Consider the following 20075-nt stretch of genomic DNA (forward strand, 5'->3'; position numbering starts at 1 on the left):
CGGTGTCTCCGGTTAGTGGGCGACGGCGGCGGCGCCGTGTTCGTCGATCAGTGCGCCGTTGTAGAAACGGTCCATGGAGAACGGCGCGGCCAGTGGGTGCATTTCGCCCTTGGCCAGGCTTGCGGCGAAGACGTTGCCCGAACCCGGGGTCGCCTTGAAGCCGCCAGTACCCCAACCGCAGTTGAAGAACATGTTCTTGACCGGGGTCTTGGTGATGATCGGGCAGGCGTCTGGCGAGGTATCGACGATGCCGCCCCACTGGCGGTTCATGCGAACGCGCGACAGGTTGGGGAACATTTCGACGATGGCCTGCAGGGTGTGCTCGATCACCGGGTACGAACCGCGCTGGCCGTAGCCGACCCAGCCATCGATACCGGCACCGATCACCAGGTCGCCCTTGTCGGACTGGCTGATGTAGCCGTGTACGGCGTTGGACATGATCACGCTGTCGATGATCGGCTTGATCGGCTCGGACACCAGCGCTTGCAGCGGGTGCGATTCCAGCGGCAGGCGGAAGCCGGCCAGCTTGGCCATGTGCCCGGAGTTACCGGCGGTGACCACACCAACGCGCTTGGCGCCAATGAAGCCTTTGTTGGTTTCTACACCGATGACCGCGCCGTTTTCCTTGCGGAAGCCGATCACTTCGGTTTGCTGGATCAGGTCAACGCCCAGGGCGTCGGCAGCACGGGCGAAGCCCCAGGCCACGGCGTCGTGACGGGCCACGCCACCACGGCGCTGCACGGTGGCACCCAGGATCGGGTAGCGGGTGTTCTTGGAGCAGTCCAGGTACGGGATTTCTGCGGCAACCTGGGCGGTGTTCAGCAGCTCGCCATCCACGCCGTTCAGGCGGTTGGCGCTGACGCGGCGCTCGGAGTCACGCATGTCCTGCAAGGTGTGGCACAGGTTGTACACGCCGCGCTGGGAGAACATGACGTTGTAGTTCAGGTCCTGAGACAGGCCTTCCCACAGCTTCATGGCGTGCTCGTACAGGTGCGCCGACTCGTCCCACAGGTAGTTGGAACGCACGATGGTGGTGTTACGGGCGGTGTTGCCGCCGCCCAGGTAGCCCTTCTCGATAACGGCGACGTTGGTGATGCCGTGCTCTTTGGCCAGGTAATAAGCCGTGGCCAGGCCATGGCCGCCACCGCCGACGATAACCACGTCGTACACCTTTTTAGGGGTGGGCGTGCGCCACATGCGCTGCCAGTTTTCGTGGTGGCTGAGGGAGTGTTTGAAAAGGCCGAAGCCCGAGTAGCGTTGCATGGTCGTTTACTCCACTCAGCGGTAAACAGGGAAGTCGGCGCACAGGGCAGCGACGTTCTTCGCCACATCGGCTTCGACGTCGGCGTCACCGAGGTTGTCGAGGATGTCGCAGATCCAGCCGGCCAGGGCCACACACTGGGCAACCTTGAATCCACGGGTGGTGACGGCCGGGGTACCGATGCGCAGGCCCGAGGTGACGAACGGCGACTGCGGGTCGTTCGGCACGGCGTTCTTGTTGACGGTAATGTGCGCGCGGCCGAGGGCGGCGTCAGCATCTTTACCCGTCAGGCCCTGGCGAATCAGGCTGACCAGGAACAGGTGGTTGTCGGTGCCACCGGATACCACGTCGTAGCCACGGTCGATGAACACTTGGGCCATGGCCTGGGCGTTTTCGATCACTTGTTGCTGGTAGGCCTTGAAGCCTGGCTCCAGTGCTTCCTTGAAGCACACGGCCTTGGCGGCGATCACGTGCATCAGCGGGCCGCCCTGGGCGCCTGGGAATACAGCGGCGTTCAGCTTTTTCTCGATCTCTTCGTTCGACTTGGCCAGGATCAGGCCGCCACGTGGGCCGCGCAGGGTCTTGTGGGTGGTAGTAGTCACCACGTCTGCGAACGGAATCGGGTTCGGGTACAGGCCAGCAGCAACCAGGCCGGCAACGTGGGCCATGTCGACGAACAGCAGCGCACCGACCTTGTCGGCGATGGCGCGGAAGCGTGGGAAGTCGAGGGTTTTGGAGTAGGCCGAGAAGCCGGCAACGATCATTTTCGGCTTGTGCTCGACGGCCAGGCGCTCGACTTCGTCGTAGTCGATCAGGCCGGTGTTGGTGTCGATGCCGTACTGAACAGCGTTGTACAGCTTGCCCGAGGACGACACTTTAGCGCCGTGGGTCAGGTGGCCGCCGTGGGCCAGGCTCATGCCGAGGATGGTGTCACCGGCCTGCAGCAGGGCCAGGTAGACAGCGCCGTTGGCCGACGAACCGGAGTGCGGCTGGACGTTGGCGTAGTCGGCGCCGAACAGCTGCTTGGCGCGCTCGATGGCCAGGGCTTCTACCTTGTCCACGTGCTCGCAGCCACCGTAGTAGCGCTTGCCCGGGTAGCCTTCGGCGTACTTGTTGGTGAGGCCGCTGCCTTGGGCCTGCATGACGCGCTTGCTGGTGTAGTTCTCCGAGGCGATCAGCTCGATGTGATCTTCCTGGCGCTGTTCTTCGGCATTCATCGCCGCCAGCAGTGCGTCGTCGTAACCCTGGATCTGGTCTTGCTTGCTGAACATCGTGTATCTCCCGGCAGCGATCGTTTTTTGTCGTGGGGCACTGTGGCCCTTTGTGGCGATGTTATGACTGGTCGGGGCGGGTCAGATGCCTGCGCACGCCTTGCAATGGCGCGTTTACGACATTGGCTTTTGTGTTAGTCGTGCCGGCCTCTTCGCGGGACAAGCCCGCTCCCACAATGGCCCTGTGTACCCGGGCCATTGTGGGAGCGGGCTTGTCCCGCGAAGAGGCCGGTCCAGACACCCTGAAATCAGCTTATGTCGGGGTTGTATAGGCAACCGCTGAATCGATGGTTTAGAGTGCTGTTCTGCGTCGTTCACAGGACCGTGTCATGACAGATAAGAGCCAACAATTCGCCAGCGACAACTATTCCGGCATCTGCCCAGAAGCCTGGGCAGCAATGGAAAAGGCCAACCACGGCCACGACCGCGCTTACGGCGACGACCAGTGGACCGAGCGCGCCTCGGAATACTTCCGCAACCTGTTCGAAACCGACTGCGAGGTGTTCTTCGCCTTCAACGGCACCGCCGCCAACTCCCTGGCCCTGGCCTCGCTGTGCCAGAGCTACCACAGCGTCATCTGCTCCGAGACCGCGCACGTCGAAACCGACGAATGCGGTGCCCCGGAGTTCTTCTCCAACGGTTCCAAGCTGCTGACGGCGGCCAGCGTCAACGGCAAACTGACGCCGGAATCCATCCGTGAAGTGGCGCTCAAGCGCCAAGACATCCACTACCCAAAACCGCGTGTGGTCACCATCACACAGGCCACCGAAGTAGGCACCGTTTATCGCCCAGATGAGCTCAAAGCGATCAGCGCGACCTGTAAGGAACTGGGGCTGAACCTGCACATGGATGGCGCGCGCTTTACCAATGCCTGCGCGTTTCTCGGCTGCAGTCCGGCCGAGCTGACCTGGAAGGCCGGTGTAGATGTGCTGTGCTTTGGCGGCACCAAGAACGGCATGGCCGTGGGTGAGGCGATCCTGTTCTTCAACCGCCAGCTGGCCGAAGACTTCGACTACCGCTGCAAGCAGGCCGGGCAACTGGCGTCGAAGATGCGCTTCCTGTCGGCACCGTGGGTGGGCCTATTGGAAGATGGCGCCTGGTTGCGCCATGGCAATCACGCTAACCATTGCGCGCAACTGCTGGCCTCGCTGGTGAGTGACTTGCCAGGGGTGGAGCTGATGTTCCCGGTGGAGGCCAACGGGGTGTTTCTGCAGATGCCGGAGCACGCGATTGAAGCGCTGCGGGGCAAGGGGTGGCGGTTCTATACCTTTATTGGTAGCGGCGGGGCGCGGTTCATGTGCTCGTGGGATACCGAGGAAGAGCGGGTGCGGGAGCTGGCGGCGGATATCCGTAGCATCATCACTGACTGACAGGCCGCATTCGCGGGGCAAGCCCGCTCCCACAAGTACAGCGCCAACCTCAGCGACGGCGCTGTACTTGTGGGAGCGGGCTTGCCCCGCGAAAAAGCCAACACCGATCTAGAGCCTGAACCCACCCATCTGCCGCGCCAGGTCATCGGCCAAGCCACGCAGCGCCTGGCACTCCTCGCGACACCCTTGCACCTCCGCCGCCGTCTCCCGCGCCAAGTCGGAAATCCCCTGCACTGTCCGGTTGATCTCTTCAGTCACCGCCGACTGCTCTTCCGTCGCCGTAGCCACTTGATGGTTCATGTCGCTAATGTGCTCCACCTGGTCGGTAATTGCACCCAGCGACGCCCCGGTGCGCTGGCTCGATGCCACACCACTGCCAGTCGCCTGCTGCCCCGCCTGCATCGAGCTCACCGCCGAACCCGCGCCCTGCTTCAGGCGCTGGATCATCTGCTGCACTTCGTCGGTGGACAGCTGTGTACGTCTGGCCAACGTACGCACCTCATCGGCCACCACGGCAAACCCGCGCCCCATCTCCCCTGCCCGTGCGGCCTCGATGGCAGCGTTCAACGCCAGCAAATTGGTTTGTTCAGAGATGCTACGGATTACTGCGAGCACTTCATCGATCGAGGCGACTTCATCGGCCAACTGGCTGACGGCATCAGCGGCCTTGCCGATGTCGCCAGACATACCTTCGATCCCCTGAATCGAACGCCGCACTACTTCACGCGCCTGCAAGGCCTCATCCCGTGCCGACTGCGAGGCCTGCGCCGCATCACCAGCATTGCGGGCAATGTCCTGAACAGTCAGGCCCATCTCATGCACGGCGGTAGCGACCATTTCGGTCATCTCCTGCTGCCGCCCGGAACGCTCGGCCGTGTTATCCACCACCTGAGTCACCTGCTCAACCGCCCGATGCAGCCGTTCGGAAGTCTGCAACACCTCGCCGATCAGGCTGCGCTGGCTGTCGAGGAAGCGGTTGAAGCCACGGGCCAGGTCACCCAGTTCGTCCTGGCGCGCATCATCCAGGCGGTGGCTGAGATCACCCGCACCGCTGCCGATCTGCACCAATGCCGCAGTGACGCGACGGATTGGTCGCACCAGACCACGCGCCAGCAGCACCACCAGCAGTAGCGACACCAACGCTACGGCACCACCGATGAGACTGGTCAGCCAGACAGCCTGGTGCATTTGCGCGTAGATTTCCGACTCTGGCACTTCGGCCACCAGGGTCCAGTTGAGGTCGCGCAGGGGCAAGCCAAGCGCCAGGTAGCGTTCGCCGTCGCGGCTGAAACGGCTGCTGCGCAGGCCTTCGCTTCCCGTCATGACGCCCTTGGCTGCGTCCGTGCCAAGCTGCTCGGCAAGCTGGCGCTTGCCACTGAAGGCAGCGTCCGGATGCACCTGGATCAAGCCATCGTTACGCACCAGAAATACTTTGCCGTGTTCGCCGAAGCTGAAGTCGTGAATCAGCTTCGAGAGTTCGGTCATGCGCAGGCCCATGCCGGCCACGCCCACCAATTGGCCTTGCTTTTCTACGCGGTAGTCGATGAACAGCGCCAGCTCGCCGGTCGCACCGTCGATGTCGATGTTGATGAACCGCTCGGCGCCGCTGTCGATGTAACCGTAGAACCATTTGTCCTTGGGGTTGCTGCGGTCAAGGGTGCGGTCCAGGCCATTCTCGTTGTAGTAATGGCCGGTTTCGGTCGAGGCAAACAGCGTGGTGAAGGCTTTGTTGCGCTGCTTGGCGGCGGCCAGGTATTCGATGAATTGCGGGGCCTGGGCGGGGTCTTCGCCAGCAGCCAGCCAGTCGCGCAGCAGGGTGTTGCCGGCAATGTCTGCTGCAGCTACCAGCGGCTGGCCGAGCATGCGCTCGATGTCGTTGCGGATGGCTTCGATGCTGGCCGGCAGCGCAGTGTCGACCAGGTAGCGATCGGTGAGGCGGTTGAGCGCCACGGTGAAAATGATGACCACCACCAGGATGCTGGCCAGCAGGGCGGCGCCCATGCTGGTGATCAATTGCCACTGGATGCTTTTACGCCAGATACGCATGCCCCTACTCCCCGCACATTATTGTTTTGCGAGAAGTGTATACACTTGCGTATCCAGTTAATCCAGTGATCTAGAACAACAACACGAATCCTGTGGGAGCGGGCGCGCCCGCTCCCACAGGGATCTCGGTATCAGGCCGTTATTGCTCGGCAATGGTCCGCACGATGGCGTCCACCGTGGCGTCGATCTGCGCCTGGGTACGTGCCAGGGTTTGCTGGTGTTCTTTCTGCAGTTCAACCTGCTTTGAGCACAGGTTAAGGGCAGCCAGCACCAGCAACTTGTCGCCGATCAGGGTCGGGTACTGACGCTTGGTCTCGTTCAGGGCGGTGTTGAGCATCCGCACCGCCTGGGCCAGGGTTTCTTCCTGGCCTTCGGGCGCCTTGATCGAATAGTCGATGCCGAGAATCGACACGACATTGACCGGCTGCTCGTGCAATCTCATGCGCCGACGCCAGCGCTGGCGCGATCAACCAGGGCCTGCAGGCGGGCAGCGGTGCTGCCGTTTTTCTCTTCCTGCTCCATCAGCGACAGTTGCAGGGTTTCGTTCTCTTCCTTGGCCTGCGCCAATTGCGTGCCGAGGGTAGCGTTCTGCTCGGTGAGTTGAGCGTTTTTCTGCATCAGGTCGCTGACCAGTTGCTCGATTTGATTCAGGGAAGCTTCCAGCATGGGTCTATCTCAGGTTGTTGCGAGGGGCGCACACGATAAAGAAAAGTGCCGCCCATCGCCATTAAATATCAGATTCATAAGGTGTCGAACCCGCAGATTGACAGGGTAACGGCCCCCTTGTTCCGACCTGCGTCAACCGCCGGTCAGGAAAAGGTTAGCCACCTCACAATTTTCACCGGTCGCACTCAAGACTGGCCAGTCACGACCGATAGCCCGGCAAGTCATGTTTTGTCGCACTTTACGCACCTTATTTCCCCTTGCCTGGACCCTCCTCTCCATGTCTCTACGCAACATGAATATCGCCCCGCGCGCGCTGCTGGGCTTCGCGCTGATCGGCCTGCTGATGCTTGGCCTTGGTGTCTTCTCGCTGATACAGATGGGCAACATCCGCCAAGCCGGCGTGGCTATCGAGCAGGTCAGCGTGCCCAGCATCAAGATCCTCGACGAGCTCACCGCGCTGAACCTGCGTATGCGCACCCTCTCCTACCGCCTGCTGCTCAACCGCGAGCCGGACACCCAGCGCGAAACCCTCAACCTGCTGGACCAACGCAACAGCCAGATCGACCGCGCACGCCAGGCCTACCTGCCCATGATCGGCGCCGCCGACGAACAGGCCGCGTTCGACCAGTATGGCCAGTTGCTCAACCAGTACCGCCAGCTGGAGTCGCGCATGCGCACCCTGAGCCAGGCCGACCGCCTGGACGAGCTGCGCGCCCTGCTGAACCGTGATCTGCTGGCCAACTCAGAGCAGATCAACAAGGTCATGGACACCCTGGTGCGCATCAACACGGACCAGACCCGCGCCACCAACGAGAAGGCTGCCAACCAGTATGCTGCGGCCTTCGCCCTGGTGATCGGCCTGCTGGTGGCCGCTACCGTGTTGACCTTCGCCTGTGCCTTCCTGCTGACCCGCAGTATCGTCAAGCCGATCGAAGAGGCGCTCAAGAGCGCCGAACAGGTTGCCGACGGTGACTTGACCCATATCATCCGCGCCGAAGGCACCGACGAAGCCGCCCGCCTGCTACGCGCCATGGCCCGCATGCAAGACAAGCTGCGCGACACCCTGCAGCAGATTGCCGGCTCGGCCACGCAGCTGGCCTCGGCAGCCGAAGAGCTGAATGCCGTCACCGACGAAAGTGCCCGTGGCTTGCAACAGCAGAACAACGAGATTGAACAGGCCGCCACAGCCGTTACTGAAATGACCAGTGCTGTCGAAGAAGTGGCACGCAATGCCGTGAGCACTTCTGAAGCCTCCAGTGAAGCCAGCCGCTCCACCGGCGACGGTCGTGACCTGGTGATGGAGACCGTGGGTGCCATCGAGCGCATGAGCGGTGATGTGCAAGCCACTGCCAAACTGATTACCCACCTGGCCGAACAGTCGCGTGACATCGGCAAGGTACTCGACGTGATCCGTGGCCTGGCAGATCAAACCAACCTGCTGGCACTGAACGCCGCCATCGAGGCGGCGCGTGCCGGCGAAGCGGGCCGTGGTTTTGCCGTGGTGGCCGATGAAGTGCGTGCGCTGGCCCACCGTACCCAGCAGTCGACCAGCGAAATCGAGCGGATGATCGGCAGCATCCAGGGCGGTACGGAAGAAGCGGTGGAGTCGATGCGCACCAGCACCGAACGCGCCGAATCCACCCTGAACATCGCCCGTGGTGCGGGCATGGCGCTGGATACCATTGCCGGGGCGGTGGCGCAGATCAACGAGCGTAACCTGGTGATTGCCAGCGCGGCGGAAGAACAGGCGCAGGTGGCACGGGAAGTGGACCGCAACCTGGTGAACATCAATGACCTGTCGGTACAGAGTGCTACCGGGGCGCATCAGACCAGTGCGGCGAGTGCGGAGTTGTCTAGGTTGGCCGTAGACCTCAATGGCTTGGTAGCCCGCTTCCGCACCTGACCTGAAGCATCTGGGGCCGCTTTGCGGCCCATTCGCGGGGCAAGCCCGCTCCCACAGGATCTGCGCTGGTTTAACGGTTACGGTGAGCCTGGACTGCCCTCAGGCTGAGTAGAGAACCTGTGGAAGCGGGCTTGTCCCGCGAATGGGCTGCGAAGCAGCCCCTGCAATCTCGGATCAGTGGATCAGTAATCGATCCGCACATCCCCCTTCGGCACACTGCAGCACGACAGGATATAGCCCTCGGCTTCGTCCTCTTCGGTAATACCGCCGTTGTGCTCCATCTCCACCTCACCGCCCAGCTTGAGCACCTTGCAGGTGCCGCAAATGCCCATGCCGCAGGCTTTCGGGATCATCAAGCCAACCTTGGCCGCCGCCGCATGCACGGTTTCGCCCGGGGCAATGCGAATGCTCTTCTCGCTGCCGATGAACTCAACCAGGTTGAGGTCGGAAACATCCAGCTCCGGTGCATCGGCCGCCTGCTCGGCGTGCTCCACTGCATCGGCCTTGGCATCGGGTGGGGTCGCACCGAACGATTCCTCGTGGTAGTTCTTCATGTCGAAGCCAACCGCTTCGAGCATACGCTTGACCGCCGTCATGTAAGGCGTCGGGCCGCAGCAGAACACCACGCGGTCCATGTAGTCCGGGGCAATCAGTTCCATCAGGCGCTGGTTCAGGTAACCGCGATACCCCGCCCATGGCTCGCCCAGGCCATGCTTCTCGCAAATGATGTGCAGGCTGAAGTTGGGGATGCGCGAGGCCATCTGCTCCAGCTCGCGGTGGTAGATGATGTCCTTCGGCGAGCGGGCGCTGTGTACGAACACCATGTCGACGTTGGCGTTGGTGTCGTAGAACCAGCGTGCCATCGACATGACCGGGGTAATGCCCACGCCGCCCGAGAGGTACAGCACCTTGCCCGCCGGGAAATCGATGGCATTGAACAGCCCCACCGGGCCATGCACCGGCAGCTCGGCGCCTTCGTGCATGGTGTCGTGCAGGAAGTTGGACACCAGGCCGCCCGGCACACGCTTCACGGTGATCGAGAAGCTGTAGGGCACCGACGGTGAACTGGAGATGGTATAGGAACGCATCACCGGCTTGCCTTCGATCTCCAGCTCCAGGGTGACGAACTGCCCGGGCTTGAAAAAGAACATGATCGGCTGATCGGCCATGAAGCAGAAGGTGCGCACGTCCCAGGTCTCCTGGATGACCTTGACGCAGCGCACGATGTGGCGGCCGTTGGCCCAGGTCTGGGTGGTGACCGGATTGAGGAAGGTATCGGACATGTTCATCTCCAGCAGCCGACTATTGGGCTTTTTATGGCTTGGATAATGCGCAAGCTTGCGGCTGCGTACATTCCTGCCAGCGACATCGGCGTGCTTATCGCGACCAGCCCCGCGCCACAAGGGTTGGCGCGTCGTAATTCAAATCGGCCATGTCGCCCATGGATACGGTTCGCGGCGGCTTCGGACGCACACTCCACGGCAAATAAACACGCTGTTTCTTGATAAGCAGCCTTGCGGCACCACAACAACGATTAGCCACCTTTTGCCGGCCGCACACGGCCCCGAGGAATACACGATGGACGTCACCGCAAACCTGAGCCTGGGCGATCCACTGGAGCCAGCACGCAAGGCCACCGCCGAGATGCTGCAAACCCGCGAGCGCACCTACTCGCTGCCCCAGCCTTTCTACACCGACGAGCGTCTGTTCCAGATCGACATGCAGGAGATCTTCCAGAAAGAATGGCTGATCGCCGGCATGACTTGCGAAATCCCGGCGAAAGGCAACTACATCACCCTGCAGATCGGCAACAACCCGATCCTGGTGGTGCGTGGCGCCGAAGGCAAGGTGCATGCCTTCCACAACGTCTGCCGCCACCGCGGCTCACGCCTGTGCGTCAGCGACAAAGGCAAGGTGGCCAAGCTGGTGTGCCATTACCACCAGTGGACCTACGAGCTGGACGGCCGCCTGCTGTTCGCCGGCACCGAAATGGGCGCCGACTTCGACATGAAGCAGTACGGCCTGAAGCCGGTGAACGTGAAGGTGGCCGGCGGTTACATCTTCATCAGCCTGGCGGAAAACCCGCCTGCCATCGACGAGTTCCTGGCCACCCTGGAACACTACATGGAGCCGTACGACATGGAGAACACCAAGGTGGCGGTGCAAACCACCTTGATGGAAAAGGCCAACTGGAAGCTGGTGCTGGAAAACAACCGCGAGTGCTACCACTGCAGCGGTTCGCACCCGGAGCTGCTGCAAACCCTGCTGGAGTGGGACGACACCAACGACCCGCGCGCCAGCCAGGAATTCAAGGACCACGTGGCCGCCTCGGCCGCCGCCTGGGAAGCCGAGAAAATTCCGTACCTGCACAAGAGCCACGGCCTGCGTAACCGCATCGTGCGCATGCCGCTGCTCAAGGGCACCGTATCGATGACCATGGACGGCAAGCAGGCCTGCCAGAAGCTGATGGGCCGCATCAAGAACCCAGACCTGGGCTCGATGCGCATCCTGCACCTGCCGCACTCGTGGAACCACTGCATGGGCGACCACATGATCGTGTTCACCGTGTGGCCGATCAGCGCCCAGGAAACCATGGTCACCACCAAGTGGCTGGTGCACAAAGACGCCGTGGAAGGTGTGGACTACGACCCAGAGCGCATGCGCAAGGTGTGGGACGCCACCAACGACCAGGACCGCCGTTTGGCGGAAGAGAACCAGCGTGGGATCAACTCCACCGCGTACCAGCCTGGGCCGTACTCGAAGACTTACGAGTTTGGCGTGGTGAACTTCATCGACTGGTACAGCGACCGCGTATTGGCCAACTTGGGCGCAGAGCCTGCCCCATACCTGAAAGAGGTTAAGGCGCAGTAACACGCCCCATCCCGCTGGCACGGCACAGCGCCGTGTCAGCGCCTGATTTCTTCCATAGGTGTCGTAGGGGGTGCACTCGGGGTTTGCCCGGCACCCCAGCTACGCCAAGCGTCCGCAGCTGCGCCATAGGCTGAGCTTATCCGTGCCCCTAATGCCCTTGCGCTTCCCCATAAATATGAAGCCCCTTCAACCACCAACCTTGCCCCGGTAACTTCATAGACCGTTTCCCACGCAACCCTGCCCGCAGACACGCCTGGCCGCCCAATCCCGCGCCATACGGCCTGCGCCGCCTCGGCGTTTGAGGAAAGACCACCGGTAATGTTTCCCACCGCATTACCAAGCCCCAGTCGACGGCCGTTGCTCGTCAGCACATTGCCTATCCACCCTTGCTCAACACCGCTCAACGCAGTGCCTCCCACCCCCATTGCCCCTGTGTAGAAAAAGGCAGTGTTGCCTACCCGTGACCTGAGGCTCGGCGGGCTAAAGAGGGAACGCGAATGTTGGCTTTCCAGGCGATTGACCACGTTTCTGGCTGTTCGCGTAACGGCACCGCCCATGGTGACCGAACTTGAAAGCATGCTAATGCCACTTATCAATTTGCTTAGCCAACTTGCCCCACTTGGGTCTGACCGGTTGACTGGATCGCCATCACAATAGGCATAGGCATTCAGCCCGCCGATGGAAAATGGGCTGAATGAGTCGGGGGATTGGAAGCGCATCAATACCGGGTTGTATGTTCGCCGGCCATTACCCAGGTGGTAGCAACCGGTCAGAGGATCGACAGGCTGCCCGGTAAATGCGAGCGACGCGGCATCGTCCAATCCGCGGGCACCGTAGGGTAGATAAGACCTGGCAACCCCGCCTGCCCGGGTTCGCATGGATGTTTGCAGGGTATGGTGCATGGTAAGGGCCCGACCGTTTGTGATGGCTAACCCTAACAGCTGCAAGCAGCGCTGCGAACTGACAGTAATGACAGGTGCCCGCGACTTATTCACAGGTTGTGAAGAGACCGGTGGAGGATTGGCTTTGCGCCGCTTTGAGCAAAAATCCAGATCATCTGATCAATATTTGATCAAACCGGTAAAGGCCTTGGCCCCAAAGGCCTGCAGGCTACTCCGTACACGTTGTCCACAGAGACACCAACAGAGTTTGTGAGCAAAACGCAGCCATGCAGCGTTCGTTCTGTGGATAAGCGATTCAAGATCTTGATAATCGTGGATCAGAAGACATTCGCGCCAATTTGATCGTTTTTTAGCCAATCCCTCACAAGCCATGATCTGCGCGGCTTTCAGGTAGTGCCGAACAGATTATCCACAGACCCGCTAACAGCGATTGTGGGCAAAAGCAGACAGAGTGACGCGAATCTGTAGCTGAGGAGCCACATCAGCGCTGATCACTTTATGATCAAAACTCTGTAACGCCCGCTATATAAGGCCCACAGCCATGCGCCAACACTTTATCCACACCTTGGCGAACAGATTCCGTGGGCAAAACGGAGGGGTACCTGATATTTCTGCCAGTTTCGTCAAATACCGCAATGTGATGGGGTAATGGTTACTACTTTGTCATTATCCAGGAGTGACTTATGCACAGCCGCCAGGAGGGCACTGTGAAGTGGTTCGATGAAGGGCGGGGGATTGGGGTTATCAGCGCCGAAGGTCAAACCCGGGAATACCTGGTTCTACGCTGCGCAGCGGTGAATGTGGCGTTGTCGAGGGGGATGCGGGTGTCATTCAATCCTGTGACCGAGGTATTGGGCTACTGGGCGTTCAATGTGGCCTGGGGACGTCATTAGCCTGTCAGGGCCAATCGCCGGCAAGCCAGCTCCCACAGGTATTCCACTAAACCCGAAGGCAGTGGTGATCCTGTGGGAGCTGGCTTGCCGGCGATGAGGCCAGTAAAGGCTAAAGGCTTTAGCGCAGCACACCTTCTTCTACCAACAGCTTGAGGATCGCCTCGGCGCCTTCCTGCGGTGAAACATCCTTCAGCACCTTGCCACCGCCGCCACTGGCCTTGGCCGTCGCCGCTTTCATCCGGTCCGCACCGCTCTTGGCCTTGATCACCTTCAGGCGCTTGGGGCGAGGACGGGCCGGTTGCAACTCGGCATCGGCCAGCAGGTCGTCCTCGACGATGGCCACATTACGCGCCGCCAGCACACCCCGGCGTGCAGGCCCAAAGGCACTCTGCCGTGGCTTGGGCGCTGCGTTATCCACAGTCGCCAGCAACGGCAGGCGCACTTTCAGCCGACGCCGCTGACCACGCGGCAACGCTTGCAGCACCTGGGCCGTGCCGTTGTCGATCGACTCCACCTCGGCCAACCCCACGATCAACGGCCAGCCGAGCTTTTCCGCCAGCAGAAACGGCAGCATGCCCGACCCCTCTCCGGTCTCGGCCTGGCTGCCGGTCAATACCAGCTGTGCCCCGGCATCGCGCAGGTAGTCCCCCAGCACGCCCAGTACATCGGCGCCAGCCGGCTGCTCCAGCACGTCCAGGTGGTCCAGGCCCATGCCCAGGTAGGCGCGCAATGCCTCTTCACGCGGGTCGCCGGCGTGCACCACCTGCAAGTTTTCCCCAGCCAGCTGCAAACCCAGCTCCACCGCGCGGGCATCCTGCTCGGCGCGGCGGGCGCGGCCAGAGCTTGGGTGGGCACCGATGGATACCAGGCTGATCACTTTCGTACTCATGCTCGTGCCCTTATGCCGCGTCGCGCTGGCCGCCGCTGCGGAAGTTGTCCACAGCCTCGATCAGTGCCTTGAGAATCGCCGAGCTGTCGCCAATCACCGACAGGTCGGCCCGTTTGATCATGTCGCAGCCAGGGTCCATGTTGATCGCCACCACCTTGTCGCAGGCGCCAATGCCCTGCAGGTGCTGGATCGCGCCCGAGATACCCACAGCCACGTAGACCCGTGCGGTCACCCAGGTACCGGTAGCACCCACCTGGCGGTTGCGCGGCATGAAGCCGTCGTCCACCGCCACCCGCGAGGCGCCTTCGGTGGCGCCCAAGGCAGCGGTAGCCTTGTGGTACAGGTCCCAGTCCTTGACCCCGTTACCGCCCGAGACGATGAACTCAGCCTCGGCCATGGCAATGGTGGCCGGGTCCACGGCCACCGAGCCGAGGTCTTCGATACGCGACAGGCTGCGCGCCACGCTTGTGGACAACTCCACCGGCAACGCTTCGTGGCGGGTTTCGCTGACCGGTTCGGCACACTCTGCCGCCGCCAGGATCAGGCGCGGTACGGCGCGCTGTAGGTCTTGCTGGCCGGCACCGGCACGGCCGATGCACTGGCCATCCTTGACCTGCCACACCCGCGTCGCCGGACGCTCGCCCAACGCGGCACCCAGGCGACGGCCCAGTTCGCCACCACCGGTGCGGCTGTCGGGCAGCAGCCAGTGGCGTGGGGTGAACTGGTTATCCACAGCCCGCAGGCCCTGCACCAGTTGCTCCGGTGCATAACCCTCGAATGCTTCACCTTCGATGACCAGCAGGCGGTCGACGCCGGCTGTGGAAAAGTTGCTTTCCTTGTGTTCGTTGAACACCACCGCCAATACCGCACCATCGCTGCCAGCCAGGCTGTGGGCCAGGCCAAGCAGGTCGCGGTCGTGGCTACTGAGGCGGCCACCGACCATGTCGGGCACCACGGCAATGTAGAACGCCGGCGCCGGCACCTGGTGCAACGGCAACTTGACCTCTGCCGCCGCCGTACGCCGACCGCCCACACCGGTGCCCTGCTGGGCGCCGCTGCGATCAATGCGCTTGATGCCGGCCGGGCCGATGAAGCCTGCGGCAATCGCATGGGGGTTCTTGCGGATGAGGCCGTTGGGCCCCATCCAGCTGGTCTGTTGCGTCTGCATGGCCGCATGCAGCGGGTGCAGACGGTTACGGGCGATCCACTCGGCGCGAGGGTCGCGGCGGATAATGTCGCTCATCAGTGCACCTCCGCAGGTTCACGTTTGGCCGCTTGCGGCTTTGGGGCGGCGGGCGATTCCTCTTCGATCAGCACGTCGGCCACCAGCTCGGCCAGGTCCTTGATCTGTGGGCGCGGTTCGACCACACCTTCGAGCATGGCGGTACATTGCGGGCAACCCACGGCCACCAGCTCGGCCTCGGTTTCGCGAATGTCGTCCATGCGCATGTCGGGGATACGCTGCTTGCCCGGGATGTCAGTGATCGGCGCACCGCCACCACCGCCGCAGCAACGGGAACGGAAGCCCGAGCGCTCCATCTCGCGGACCTCGATCCCCAACGCCTTCAACACTGCACGCGGGGCTTCGTACTCACCGTTGTAGCGACCCAGGTAGCACGGGTCGTGGTAGGTGACACTACCGCCCTTGTGCTGACCGAGGTTGAGCTTGTTGGCCGCGATCAGTTCGGCGATGTAGGTGCTGTGGTGCTGCACCTGGTACTCGCCGCCCAGTGCGCCGTACTCGTTCTTCAGCACATGGAAGCTGTGCGGGTCGCAGGTGACGATGCGCTGGAACTTGTACTTGGCCAGGGTCTGGATATTGCGTTTGGCCAGTTGCTGGAAGGTCGCTTCATCGCCCAGGCGACGGGCCACGTCGCCGCTGTCGCGCTCTTCCAGGCCGAGCACGGCAAAGTCCACGCCCGAGGCCTTCAGCACTTTGACGAACGAACGCAGGGTGCGCTGGTTGCGCATGTCGAAGGCACCATCACCGACCCAGAACAGCACTTCGGTGGTTTTCACCTCGGACAACAGCTGCAGGTTCAGGTCAGCAGCCCAGTTCATGCGCCCGCCAGGGGCGAAGCCGCCAGGGTTGTCGGTGGCGATCAGGTTGTCCAGCACCTCGGCGCCCTTGTTCGGGGTGGCGCCCTTTTCCAGAGTGAGGTGGCGGCGCATGTCGACGATGGCATCGACGTGCTCGATCATCATCGGGCATTCCTCGACGCAGGCACGGCAGGTGGTGCACGACCACAGCGTTTCGGCATCGACCAGGCCATTGACGATCGGCTGGTGCGGGTGACCACCGTGCTCACCGATCGGCTTGCCCGGGTACGGGCTGCCAGCGAACTGCGCGTCGGTACCACCGGCCAGGCCGATGACCATGTCCTGGATGAGCTTTTTCGGGTTCAGCGGCTGGCCAGCGGCAAAGGCCGGGCACATGGCCTCACATTTACCGCACTGCACGCAGGCATCGAAGCCCAGCAGCTGGTTCCAGGTGAAGTCCGCCGGTTTTTCCACGCCCAGCGGCGCGTTCGGGTCTTCCAGGTCCAGCGGCTTGAGGCCGGTGGAGCGGCCACCCCCGAAACGTTCGGCGCGGCGGTGCCAGGCCAGGTGCAGGGCACCGGCGAAGGCGTGTTTCATCGGGCCGCCCCAGGTCATGCCGAAGAACAGCTCCGACACGCCCCACAGCACGCCCAGGCCAAGGATGCCGACCATCACCCAGCCACCGGTGTTGGCGGGCAGGATGCCAGCGACCGGCAAGGTGGCGATGAAGAAGCTTACGGCGAACGCCATCAGGCTCTTCGGCAGGCGCATCCACGGCCCTTTGGACAGGCGCGAAGGCGGGTTGAGGCGGCGCTTGAAGACAAAGATGGCGCCGCTGAACATGATCACGGTGGCCACCAGCAACGCGTAGCCGAGGATTTTGCTTTGCAGGCCAAAGCCATGCACCAGGATCGCCAGCACGGCCGACAACACGAAGCCGCCCGCAGTGGCCACGTGGGTCTTGGACATGTACTTGTCGCGCTCGACCACGTGGTGCAAGTCCACCAGGTAGCGGCGCGGCATGGCCAGCAGGCCACCGATCAGGTTGACCTTGGACGGCCGGCCTCGCCGCCACATGCGCACCCGGCGCAGGGCGCCGAGCACTGCCAGGCCAAGGGCAGCGAACAGCAGGATGGGTAGAAGGGTGTTCAACATGGGAGGCTCCCACAAACAGCTGAATTCTTGCGCCGCTATGCCCCTTGTGGGAGCGGGCTTGTCCCGCGAAGACGTCCGGCCTGACAACATCGTTGTTCTTGCTGACGCATTCGCGGGGCAAGCCCGCTCCCACAGGGGTCTACGGCGTTTATGCCTGCTGGATCAGAAGTCCTTGCACAGGCGCAAGGCGTCGTAGATCGCCGCATGCACGTTGCGCTGGGCCACGCAGTCGCCGATGCGGTACAGCAGGTAGCCTTCGCCCGGCTGGCTGAGGATCGGCTGTGGCTTGATGGCGAACAGCGCCTCCACGTCGATCTGGCCTTTGTTGCGCGAACCTTCCTTCAGGGCGTAATACAGCTGCTCGTCAGGGCGCACGCCGTTCTCCACCACCACCTGGTCGACCACGCGCTCTTCCTTGGCGCCGGTGTATTCGTTCTCCAGCACCGCCACCAGCTTTTCGCCTTCGCGGTAGACCTTTTCCAGCATCATGTCGCCGGTCATGATCACTTCTTTGGGGTACATGCTGCGGTAGTAGGTCGGGAAGGTAGTACCGCCCATGGCCACGCCCGGCTTGATGTCGTCGGTGACGATTTCCACCTGGCTGCCCTTGTCAGCGATGAAGTCGGCCACCGACATGCCGGTGAATTCGCAGATGGTGTCGTACACCAGCACGTTCTTGCCCGGCGCAACCTTGCCGTCGAGCACATCCCAGCTGCTGACCACCAGCCCTTCGGCAGCGCCCCAGTGTTCGTTCTGCTCCAGGAACGAGTGCCCACCCACTGCCAGTACGATCACGTCCGGGCGCAGGTCCTGGATGGTGGCCACGTCAGCGGCAGTGCCCAGGCGCAGGTCGACTTTCAAACGCGCCAGCTCCAACTGGTACCAGCGGGTGATACCGGCAATCTGGTCACGCTGCGGTGCCTTGGCGGCGATGGTGATCTGCCCGCCAATCTGGTCTTTCTTCTCGAACAGGGTCACGTCGTGGCCACGTTCGGCCGCTACGCGGGCAGCTTCCATACCGGCAGGGCCCGCGCCAACCACCACCACCTTGCGCTTCACGCCGGTGGTTTTCTCGATGATGTGCGGCACGCCCATGTATTCACGGGAGGTCGCGGCGTTCTGGATGCACAGTACATCCAGGCCCTGGTACTGGCGGTCGATGCAGTAGTTGGCACCGACGCACTGCTTGATCTGGTCAATCTGGCCCATCTTGATCTTGGCGATCAGGTGCGGGTCGGCCATGTGCGCACGGGTCATGCCGACCATGTCCACATAACCGCCTTCAAGGATGCGCGTGGCCTGGTTCGGGTCCTTGATATTCTGCGCGTGCAGCACCGGGACCTTGACCACTTCCTTGATGCCGGCCGCCAGGTGCAGGAACGGCTCCGGCGGGTAGCTCATGTTGGGGATAACGTTGGCCAGGGTGTTGTGGGTGTCGCAACCCGAGCCGACCACGCCGATGAAGTCGAGCATGCCGGTGGCGTCGTAGTACGCGGCGATCTGCTTCATGTCTTCGTGGCTGAGGCCATCGGGGTGGAACTCGTCACCGCAGATACGCATGCCCACGCAGAAGTCGTCACCGACCTCGGCACGCACGGCTTTGAGCACTTCCAGGCCGAACTTCATGCGGCCTTCGAAGGTGCCGCCCCATTCGTCGGTACGCTTGTTGACCCGTGGGCTCCAGAACTGGTCGATCATGTGCTGGTGCACCGCCGACAGTTCCACGCCGTCCAGGCCGCCCTCTTTGGCGCGACGTGCCGCTTGCGCGTAGTTGCCGATCACCCGCCAGATCTCTTCCACCTCGATGGTTTTGCAGGTGGCGCGATGCACGGGTTCACGGATACCCGACGGCGACATCAGGGTCGGCCAGTTGAAGCCGTCCCAACGCGAGCGACGGCCCATGTGGGTAATCTGGATCATGATCTTGGCGCCATGCTTGTGCATGGCGTCGGCCAGGTTCTGGAAGTGCGGGATGATGCGGTCGGTCGACAGGTTGACCGACGCCCACCATTCCTGCGGGCTGTCGATGGCCACGACGGACGAACCACCGCAGATCGCCAGGCCGATGCCGCCCTTGGCCTTTTCTTCGTAGTACTTCACGTAGCGGTCGGTCGTCATGCCGCCGTCAGTGGCGTAGACCTCAGCGTGCGCGGTGCTGAGCACGCGGTTGCGGATGGTCAGTTTGCCGATCTGGATCGGCTGGAACATTGCTTCGAATGCCATGACGCTATCTCCGGCTTACAACGGCTTGGTAACGAACAGGCCATCTTCGTGGCCTTCTTCCGACCCGCCGTAGACCTGCTCGGCCACGGTGCGGATCTTGCTGCCGCGGGCAGCGAGAATCTGGTCCATGGCGCCGGCGAACCAGCCGGTGAACATGTAGTCGACTTTGCGGCCGCATTTGCCATACACGTACACGAACGCCGAGTGCTTGAGCTTGACGCTGCAGGTGCCTTTGTCCAGGTCGATGTCCTGGATTTCGAACAGGCCCCAGCCACGCTGGCTCAGGCGCTTCATGTAGTGCTCGAACACCGCCACGCCTTCCAGGCCATGGCATTCAGCTTCTTTTTCACACCAGTGCCAGGCAGACTTGTAGCCGGCCTTGTAGAGGATTTCGGCGTAGGCATCGGCGCCCAGCACTTCCTCGATACCCATGTGGTTGTTGACGAAGAAATGGCGCGGCACGTACAGCATCGGCAAGGCGTCACTGGTCCAGACACCGGTCTCGCTGTCGACTTCGATTGGCAATTGCGGGGCGATCTTGGCCATGGAAACTCAACTCCATAAAATTTTTATGTGGGTGCCCCG

The 20075-nt window shown here is 62.3% G+C and carries 16 protein-coding genes; 4 read left to right on the forward strand and 12 right to left on the reverse strand.

Annotated elements, in window-relative coordinates; all coding sequences use genetic code 11:
• Window positions 1-12: 12 nt before the first annotated feature.
• Window positions 13-1263 carry a sarcosine oxidase subunit beta family protein gene (locus D8767_RS27520; RefSeq protein WP_003255680.1) on the reverse strand — a complete coding sequence of 417 codons (1251 nt, stop codon included), beginning with the start codon at window positions 1261-1263 and terminating at the stop codon, window positions 13-15.
• A 15-nt stretch (window positions 1264-1278) separates the two neighbouring features.
• On the reverse strand, window positions 1279-2532 hold the full coding sequence (locus D8767_RS27525) for a serine hydroxymethyltransferase (protein WP_003255681.1): 1254 nt from the start codon (window positions 2530-2532) through the stop codon (window positions 1279-1281).
• Window positions 2533-2861: 329 nt separating this feature from the next.
• On the opposite strand from D8767_RS27525, the gene D8767_RS27530 reads away from it, so the two are divergent.
• The gene (locus D8767_RS27530) at window positions 2862-3902 is read left to right on the forward strand and encodes a low specificity L-threonine aldolase (RefSeq protein ID WP_016714524.1); all 1041 of its coding nucleotides are present in this window, start codon (window positions 2862-2864) and stop codon (window positions 3900-3902) included.
• Between the two features lie 108 nt (window positions 3903-4010).
• Here the strand turns inward: D8767_RS27530 and mcpH are convergent, their stop codons facing one another.
• From mcpH to D8767_RS27545, 3 genes are all read right to left on the reverse strand, one after another.
• Window positions 4011-5948, reverse strand: coding sequence for a methyl-accepting chemotaxis protein McpH (gene mcpH, locus D8767_RS27535; protein WP_028699079.1), 1938 nt, complete (start codon window positions 5946-5948; stop codon window positions 4011-4013).
• A gap of 139 nt (window positions 5949-6087) precedes the next feature.
• A complete protein-coding gene (locus D8767_RS27540; RefSeq protein ID WP_016714522.1) occupies window positions 6088-6390 on the reverse strand; it encodes a cell division protein ZapA in 303 nt (100 codons plus the stop codon).
• Complete coding sequence (locus D8767_RS27545) at window positions 6387-6614, reverse strand: hypothetical protein (protein ID WP_016714521.1); 228 nt, start codon at window positions 6612-6614, stop codon at window positions 6387-6389. Before D8767_RS27545 ends, D8767_RS27540 begins: the two co-directional genes overlap by 4 nt.
• Before the next feature lie 277 nt (window positions 6615-6891).
• On the opposite strand from D8767_RS27545, the gene D8767_RS27550 reads away from it, so the two are divergent.
• Window positions 6892-8517 (forward strand): methyl-accepting chemotaxis protein, encoded by a 1626-nt coding sequence (locus D8767_RS27550; protein WP_016714520.1) that lies wholly within the window; start codon window positions 6892-6894, stop codon window positions 8515-8517.
• Between the two features lie 182 nt (window positions 8518-8699).
• Here D8767_RS27550 and gbcB read toward each other — a convergent pair whose 3' ends face one another.
• Window positions 8700-9800: a glycine-betaine demethylase subunit GbcB gene (gene gbcB / locus D8767_RS27555; protein ID WP_016714519.1), complete on the reverse strand. Its 1101-nt coding sequence runs from the start codon at window positions 9798-9800 to the stop codon at window positions 8700-8702.
• 295 nt (window positions 9801-10095) lie between these two features.
• Between gbcB and gbcA the strand changes: the two genes are divergently transcribed.
• Complete coding sequence (gene gbcA, locus D8767_RS27565; RefSeq protein WP_016714518.1) at window positions 10096-11388, forward strand: glycine-betaine demethylase subunit GbcA; 1293 nt, start codon at window positions 10096-10098, stop codon at window positions 11386-11388.
• A gap of 35 nt (window positions 11389-11423) precedes the next feature.
• Here gbcA and D8767_RS27570 read toward each other — a convergent pair whose 3' ends face one another.
• Window positions 11424-12290 carry an RHS repeat-associated core domain-containing protein gene (locus D8767_RS27570; protein ID WP_080578122.1) on the reverse strand — a complete coding sequence of 289 codons (867 nt, stop codon included), beginning with the start codon at window positions 12288-12290 and terminating at the stop codon, window positions 11424-11426.
• A gap of 683 nt (window positions 12291-12973) precedes the next feature.
• Here D8767_RS27570 and D8767_RS27575 point away from each other — a divergent pair.
• Window positions 12974-13183 carry a hypothetical protein gene (locus D8767_RS27575; protein ID WP_016714517.1) on the forward strand — a complete coding sequence of 70 codons (210 nt, stop codon included), beginning with the start codon at window positions 12974-12976 and terminating at the stop codon, window positions 13181-13183.
• Window positions 13184-13301: 118 nt separating this feature from the next.
• On the opposite strand, the gene D8767_RS27585 is transcribed toward D8767_RS27575, so the two are convergent.
• From D8767_RS27585 to D8767_RS27605, 5 genes are all read right to left on the reverse strand, one after another.
• Entirely contained in the window at window positions 13302-14072 is a 771-nt protein-coding gene (locus tag D8767_RS27585; protein WP_016714516.1) for an electron transfer flavoprotein subunit beta, read from the reverse strand.
• Between the two features lie 10 nt (window positions 14073-14082).
• Window positions 14083-15315, reverse strand: a complete 1233-nt coding sequence (locus D8767_RS27590; RefSeq protein WP_016714515.1) for an electron transfer flavoprotein subunit alpha/FixB family protein — start codon at window positions 15313-15315, stop codon at window positions 14083-14085.
• The gene (gene dgcB, locus D8767_RS27595) at window positions 15315-17267 is read right to left on the reverse strand and encodes a dimethylglycine demethylation protein DgcB (protein ID WP_016714514.1); all 1953 of its coding nucleotides are present in this window, start codon (window positions 17265-17267) and stop codon (window positions 15315-15317) included. The genes D8767_RS27590 and dgcB overlap by 1 nt, the downstream gene beginning before the upstream one ends.
• 162 nt (window positions 17268-17429) lie before the next feature.
• On the reverse strand, window positions 17430-19490 hold the full coding sequence (dgcA, locus tag D8767_RS27600) for a dimethylglycine demethylation protein DgcA (protein ID WP_016714513.1): 2061 nt from the start codon (window positions 19488-19490) through the stop codon (window positions 17430-17432).
• Window positions 19491-19505: 15 nt separating this feature from the next.
• On the reverse strand, window positions 19506-20036 hold the full coding sequence (locus D8767_RS27605; RefSeq protein ID WP_003255698.1) for a DUF5943 domain-containing protein: 531 nt from the start codon (window positions 20034-20036) through the stop codon (window positions 19506-19508).
• Between the last annotated feature and the right edge of the window lie 39 nt (window positions 20037-20075).

It is taken from the genome of Pseudomonas sp. LTGT-11-2Z, from assembly GCF_003691445.1.
Classification (GTDB): Bacteria; Pseudomonadota; Gammaproteobacteria; order Pseudomonadales; family Pseudomonadaceae; genus Aquipseudomonas; species Aquipseudomonas monteilii.

Bases quoted from the DNA above. Each gene is read 5' to 3' on its own strand.
- dgcB (WP_016714514.1), bottom strand. From the start codon at position 17,267: ATGTTGAACACCCTTCTACCCATCCTGCTGTTCGCTGCCCTTGGCCTG.
- D8767_RS27550 (WP_016714520.1), top strand. From the start codon at position 6,892: ATGTCTCTACGCAACATGAATATCGCCCCGCGCGCGCTGCTGGGCTTC.
- D8767_RS27540 (WP_016714522.1), bottom strand. From the start codon at position 6,390: ATGAGATTGCACGAGCAGCCGGTCAATGTCGTGTCGATTCTCGGCATC.
- gbcA (WP_016714518.1), top strand. From the start codon at position 10,096: ATGGACGTCACCGCAAACCTGAGCCTGGGCGATCCACTGGAGCCAGCA.
- dgcA (WP_016714513.1), bottom strand. From the start codon at position 19,490: ATGGCATTCGAAGCAATGTTCCAGCCGATCCAGATCGGCAAACTGACC.
- gbcB (WP_016714519.1), bottom strand. From the start codon at position 9,800: ATGTCCGATACCTTCCTCAATCCGGTCACCACCCAGACCTGGGCCAAC.
- mcpH (WP_028699079.1), bottom strand. From the start codon at position 5,948: ATGCGTATCTGGCGTAAAAGCATCCAGTGGCAATTGATCACCAGCATG.
- D8767_RS27545 (WP_016714521.1), bottom strand. From the start codon at position 6,614: ATGCTGGAAGCTTCCCTGAATCAAATCGAGCAACTGGTCAGCGACCTG.
- D8767_RS27570 (WP_080578122.1), bottom strand. From the start codon at position 12,290: ATGCACCATACCCTGCAAACATCCATGCGAACCCGGGCAGGCGGGGTT.
- D8767_RS27575 (WP_016714517.1), top strand. From the start codon at position 12,974: ATGCACAGCCGCCAGGAGGGCACTGTGAAGTGGTTCGATGAAGGGCGG.
- D8767_RS27525 (WP_003255681.1), bottom strand. From the start codon at position 2,532: ATGTTCAGCAAGCAAGACCAGATCCAGGGTTACGACGACGCACTGCTG.
- D8767_RS27585 (WP_016714516.1), bottom strand. From the start codon at position 14,072: ATGAGTACGAAAGTGATCAGCCTGGTATCCATCGGTGCCCACCCAAGC.
- D8767_RS27520 (WP_003255680.1), bottom strand. From the start codon at position 1,263: ATGCAACGCTACTCGGGCTTCGGCCTTTTCAAACACTCCCTCAGCCAC.
- D8767_RS27605 (WP_003255698.1), bottom strand. From the start codon at position 20,036: ATGGCCAAGATCGCCCCGCAATTGCCAATCGAAGTCGACAGCGAGACC.
- D8767_RS27590 (WP_016714515.1), bottom strand. From the start codon at position 15,315: ATGAGCGACATTATCCGCCGCGACCCTCGCGCCGAGTGGATCGCCCGT.
- D8767_RS27530 (WP_016714524.1), top strand. From the start codon at position 2,862: ATGACAGATAAGAGCCAACAATTCGCCAGCGACAACTATTCCGGCATC.